Source organism: Chryseobacterium sp. GVT01B, from assembly GCF_019970045.1.
In the GTDB taxonomy this organism is placed as follows: Bacteria; Bacteroidota; Bacteroidia; order Flavobacteriales; family Weeksellaceae; genus Chryseobacterium.
In genome coordinates this window covers 1-5,146 of the sequence record NZ_JAHXYI010000016.1, presented here as the reverse complement: position 1 = coordinate 5,146, position 5,146 = coordinate 1, and the positions used below count along the sequence as shown (strand labels likewise).

Genomic DNA, 5,146 nt, shown 5'->3' with positions numbered 1-5,146 from the left:
CTGCACGATAAAGATAATCCAATCCAATATTCATCGCAAGCCCAAATGGATTATTCTGCGTAATGGAGTAAGAATCAGGTAAACTCAAATAGTTATACGCAATACTCCAGATGCCTTTATCCTTCATTGTGGTCATGCTTCCGTTCAGGTCATAGTCAATCACATTATTCCCACCTTCATATCCAGTATCATTCAATGCATTTTCTATCACCTGAGCCAAACGGTTGCCATTATAGACATAGTCAAGGTTATCAACCAATGTCGAAGTCTGACCCGATACAGGAATAGCCTTTCTTTTAAGATTGCTGATATTACCATTAATATCATAAGCCAGATATTCGTCACAATTACCGCTAGCTCCCGTCGAAGGCTCTTTATAAAACGCATTGGTTAGCCTGTTCAACACATCATATTCATAATTATAACGTTTCAGTAGATTGTCATCGCTGTTATTGTAACAGCACAAGGTCCTCACAAATTGTGGGGATCTTGTACTTTTAATTGTCTAAATCTATTTAATAACAGAAATCAACACATCTACAAAATTGCTGAAACACTATTTTTTCTTAAACATTACATAAAAGAACGGGCCTTATTAGTATATTCAATTTTATAATTATTTTTGACTTTCCATATATATATAAATTTATATTTTGGCAAATGCTCCCTATTTAATTTTATTTCATGTTTATTATCAAGAGTAATTGCGACTTCTTTATTATTAAAAATAACGCAAGCCCTTGTAATACCCAACATGGGCAGTGTCTTCCCTTGTTCATTAAGTACTATACTATCTCCATTTCTAACAGTTATAAAATTATCAAATCCAGATACAAAAGTTAAAAATGACTTATTTTTATCCTGTGCATCAAACTTTTCAATTAAGACTTTCGAGCGTACATTTTCAACAATCTCCATCTCTTTACCATATGTTTCGGATATTTTTACTGTTGAACAGCTTATAAAAACAAATAAGCAAAAGATTATTATATTAAGTTTTTTCATTATCTAGTTTTTTGGTTGTTGTTCTTCTACTAACTTTATAGCATTGGTTCTTTGTTCTGGAGTTATTTTTGTGCCAGGACCACCCGCACGCATTAAGTTATCTGGAGTAGATCTTAAAGTTGCTTTATCATTATGACCAATGCCTAATGTATGACCTGTTTCGTGAGCACCTGTTTTAGCGACATCAGATCTATTCTTATTATCAAAATTTAATTGATCCTTCTTTTCATCCCAACCAAGTCCGTCCGTAGTAATGACATTAATTTGAGTTCTATTTGTCTGTGTATTGTTATTGGTATCAGTCATTCCATTAGTTGAGTATTTTGCATCCGTATTCGCACCATTTTTAAAATCATCAACATTTTTAGTATCATAACCAACACTATAATCCCAAACCATTGTAGAATTGTCACTCTGACTGAAAGTAATATTAACTTGATTTCCCCCTGAATCTTTTCCTCCGAAAGATGAAATAATTTGTGCTTCACGCTCTTGAAGTAATGTAGACATTTGTGCATTAGAAAGAACTCCTGCCGTATTGTTTACAGGCTTATAGGTAAGATGCAAATTAACAGTCTTGCTTTCTAAGTTTCTACTTGCCGTCCACTCCAACCCTTCTAATTCTCTACCATCCACTACCCTGTTTTCCGAAAAATTATAATGAGATTGATAAGCATATTTTTCAGAAAGTGGATCTATGTTAAAGAACCTTCCCACATCCGGCATGTAATTTCTCCACTTAAATGAATAAAAACCGGTCTCTTGTAACTCTTGTCCTTGGTACTTATAATTCTTATAACCTCCCAATAATCCTTTATTGGCACCAATATGATTCATCCCAAATGCATAATAGTTGTTGGTATCGGTAACTTTAAGAGCGCCTGTGCTGTCTTTACCAAAGCTTACCCTTGTATTTCCAAGATGGTCTTTGTACTGATAAATATAGCGGTTTTCTGCGAAACTGTAAAAGCCTTCTGTTGTAGATACAAAATCAAGTATCCATGTGGGGTTAATCGGCTTTATGCCATTCACATCATTTTCATTTTTAAAAGCAGCCTGTTCATAAGCTACACTTGTTCTACACCAAAGACATATGGTAGTTTCTGAATAGCCATATTGCAAATCATCCAAATAGTCCGTTATATTCGTCGTAATTGTTGTAGTTCCTCTTCCTCCTCCGCTTGTATAGGTCTTACGGACTTTTGTACCATCTGCTTTGTAAAGATAATTTAATCCAAAATTATTAATCTCACCTACAGAATTGGTCTGAATAATCGAAAAGTTATCTGGTAAATTAAGATAATTATAAGTTATACCATGAATCCCTTTATCCAACATAGTGATCATATTTCCGTTCAGATCATAGTCGATAATATTATCTCCACCTTCATATCCCGTATCATTCAATGCTGATTCTATAATCTTATCTAAACGGTTACCTGTATATTGATAGCTCAGATCATCTACCTGTACAAAAGTAGTTCCTTGTGATACAGGAGATGCATTTCTTTTTAAGGTCAGGATATTCCCATTAAGATCATAACTCAGATACTCATCAAAATAGCCTGTATTTCCTGTAGATGGTTCTTTGTAAAATGCATTGGTTAACCGGTTCAAAGCATCATATTCATAATTATAACGCTTCAGCAGATTTTCCGATCCGTTATTCCAGTCAATTTCAGCAATGTTGCCATTGAACTTTCCAACGGACTGAGTATTAACAGGATTATTATATCTCACCTCATAACCAAAAAGTTTACCGTTCAGATTAGAAGGATCATTGATCCTGGTCATCCAGCCTCTGATATTATACTTATAATCCATCTGCTGCAAAGGGGAATCCGCAGCAATCCCTCCCACTTTCTTGGATTCAACCTGAGAAAGTTCATTGTATTATTTTAATATTCAATATTTAATTACATGGAGATTCTTAATATTGATCTGAAGCGCCATTTTCTATCTTTTTTTGAAAAAAAATCACTATAAAAGTTAAAATTGTTTGTATTATAAAATAAAAGCCCTTATCTTATCATAAGGGCTTTTTATTATAAAGACTATTTATTTAAATCATATTCTATTTGTAAATATTGTAGTGCATCAAAAGTAGCAAGGTCTTCTAAATAAACAAATGTTTCTTCAAAAATCGAATATGCAAATACATTTTCCGGAATTTTAGGCAATTTATTTGATTTTAATTGTTTAAATAAACCATCACAAGAAATTACTTCTTTTGTTTTAAGTTCAAAATTTTTCTTATATGATACACTTTGTGCAAAATTCTCCTCAGATTTATCAACAAAAACCACAAATTTATTATTGTTAATTTGAAAACATTTCAATTGTTTTTTATCTGTAATGGGTAACTGGTTTTGCAAAGTAATAGAAAAAGAATTTTCCTGATTCGGAACAACTAAAGTATAAATGACTGATTTATTATAATCATTTAATATAATTGTGCTAGATTTATCAATAAATAATAATGCATTATTTACTTTACGAGATACAGAATGACTCTTAAAGAAATCACTGGCATCTTTACTTTGTGCATTTATCCCTGTAAGTACCAGAAATAAAATAAATTGAAGTATTTTCATTTTATTTAAAATTAATACGATTATCTGAAAATTTTCTTGTATTCATATCTGTATAGCTAAAGCTATATTTAGGTTATTCTCAGTATTATTATCAAACGTCAGATCCATTCCCTTCTTATGAAATTCTCCGCTCCCCTTATATACTGAACATCAGCAATAACCTGCTCTTTTTTCTGAAGCTTAAATATGGGAAAAAGCTGCATTCTTCAATGTAGCTTTATTATGCTTTTGTAATTTACAAAAATTGAATCTTTGTTAAAAGAATTTTATTTGATACAAATATTCTGATCCTCTTCGGCAGTATAGTAATTGTTATACTTTATTATAGTCGAATCATTTAAAATGTATATTTTAGGTGAGTCGCCACCTTGCTGAATTAAACCACTTACAGAGGTTACTTTAAAGGAATATTTTTTCCCTAATTCAATTTTAGTACAAGTATTATTGTTAGTCGGTTTAAATATCTCTATAATATCCATGTTATCTGCTATCAGTACACTAACCATTTTATCTTGTTTAATAGAAATTATTTTCCTTGTAATATCAATTGGCTCTGAACTAATCTTAATATTATTTGTTTGACAACTGCACAGAATAGCAGGAAAAAATAAAAAAAGAATATTTTTCATAATGTTATTTTCTTAATCTTTTATCATCTTTATAAACTTTATATAAAGGTGTAGTTTGAACTTGATTATTAGGATCTATTTTTCCAGCAAAACCTTCATAGTACTTTCTTAAGCCTGTCGCGGTATTTTCAACTCTTGTTCTCGCTGAGATAATAATGTTATCATATGGCATCATTTTTCTTGTCAGATCATGCATTTCGTTAAAAATAGGATTGGAATTAGCTGAAGTACTAATAGAAACATCGCTTTTAGTTTCCAAGGATTTTTGAGCGATCAATACATTCTCTACAATTTCATGAGTTATACCAGTCCCTTTAGGAGCGTCAGAGAAACTTTCAGCTGCTCCCAATACTTCAGGGTTTGTATATTGGGTAGCTGTACTCGTTTTTGTTACAGCATCATATTTTGCCCCCCCAAAGGAGCCTCCTGGTATTAATCCTCCATCTGGTGTAACATTATTATTATCTGCATGAATTACAGATTTAGTATTAGGATTTCTAATACCATTATATAAAACTTTATCTGTATCAGATAATTTATTAAAATCTTTTTGGCTTAACTTGCCTGTGCTTAATTTACCATCAACTTCATTCCTTTCCATTTTAAGACTACTATTGGATTTTAGCTGATCAAATCCTTCTTTTGCCATACTACCTATTATATTAATATCCTGATTTTGCATTCCATCAGGATCTATGAAACGTAAAGGATTATTAAAACCATATGCATATGGAGTCCACCTCCTTGTTGTTTCTGCTAATCCATCCACCACACCCCATCTTCCTAAATCCGGCATATACATCCTTGCTCCATAATCAAAAAAGCCTGTTTCCTGTAATTCCTTACCATTATACTTGTAAGACTTATAACTTCCGAAATAAGAATTACTCAACCCTCCTGAGATATGATTTAAACCAA

5 protein-coding genes and 1 pseudogene are annotated in these 5,146 nt (G+C 31.9%); all 6 read right to left on the bottom strand.

Going from position 1 to position 5,146, the window contains the following annotated elements; all coding sequences use genetic code 11:
• Positions 1 to 466, bottom strand: a pseudogene (locus tag LC457_RS23245) (RHS repeat-associated core domain-containing protein); the annotation flags it as partial.
• A gap of 107 nt (positions 467 to 573) precedes the next feature.
• Positions 574 to 1,005 carry a hypothetical protein gene (locus LC457_RS23240; RefSeq protein ID WP_209785001.1) on the bottom strand — a complete coding sequence of 144 codons (432 nt, stop codon included), beginning with the start codon at positions 1,003 to 1,005 and terminating at the stop codon, positions 574 to 576.
• A 3-nt stretch (positions 1,006 to 1,008) separates the two neighbouring features.
• Entirely contained in the window at positions 1,009 to 2,865 is a 1,857-nt protein-coding gene (locus LC457_RS23235) for an RHS repeat-associated core domain-containing protein (protein WP_223601911.1), read from the bottom strand.
• Positions 2,866 to 3,059: 194 nt separating this feature from the next.
• Complete coding sequence (locus tag LC457_RS23230; protein ID WP_209785003.1) at positions 3,060 to 3,599, bottom strand: hypothetical protein; 540 nt, start codon at positions 3,597 to 3,599, stop codon at positions 3,060 to 3,062.
• 266 nt (positions 3,600 to 3,865) lie between these two features.
• A complete protein-coding gene (locus LC457_RS23225; RefSeq protein ID WP_209785004.1) occupies positions 3,866 to 4,228 on the bottom strand; it encodes a hypothetical protein in 363 nt (120 codons plus the stop codon).
• A gap of 4 nt (positions 4,229 to 4,232) precedes the next feature.
• A partial coding sequence (locus tag LC457_RS23220; protein ID WP_223601910.1) for an RHS repeat-associated core domain-containing protein occupies positions 4,233 to 5,146 on the bottom strand: 914 nt, incomplete at its 5' end.

Excerpts from the sequence above, each read along its gene's own strand:
- LC457_RS23240 (WP_209785001.1), bottom strand. The coding sequence starts at position 1,005 with ATGAAAAAACTTAATATAATAATCTTTTGCTTATTTGTTTTTATAAGC.
- LC457_RS23230 (WP_209785003.1), bottom strand. The coding sequence starts at position 3,599 with ATGAAAATACTTCAATTTATTTTATTTCTGGTACTTACAGGGATAAAT.
- LC457_RS23225 (WP_209785004.1), bottom strand. The coding sequence starts at position 4,228 with ATGAAAAATATTCTTTTTTTATTTTTTCCTGCTATTCTGTGCAGTTGT.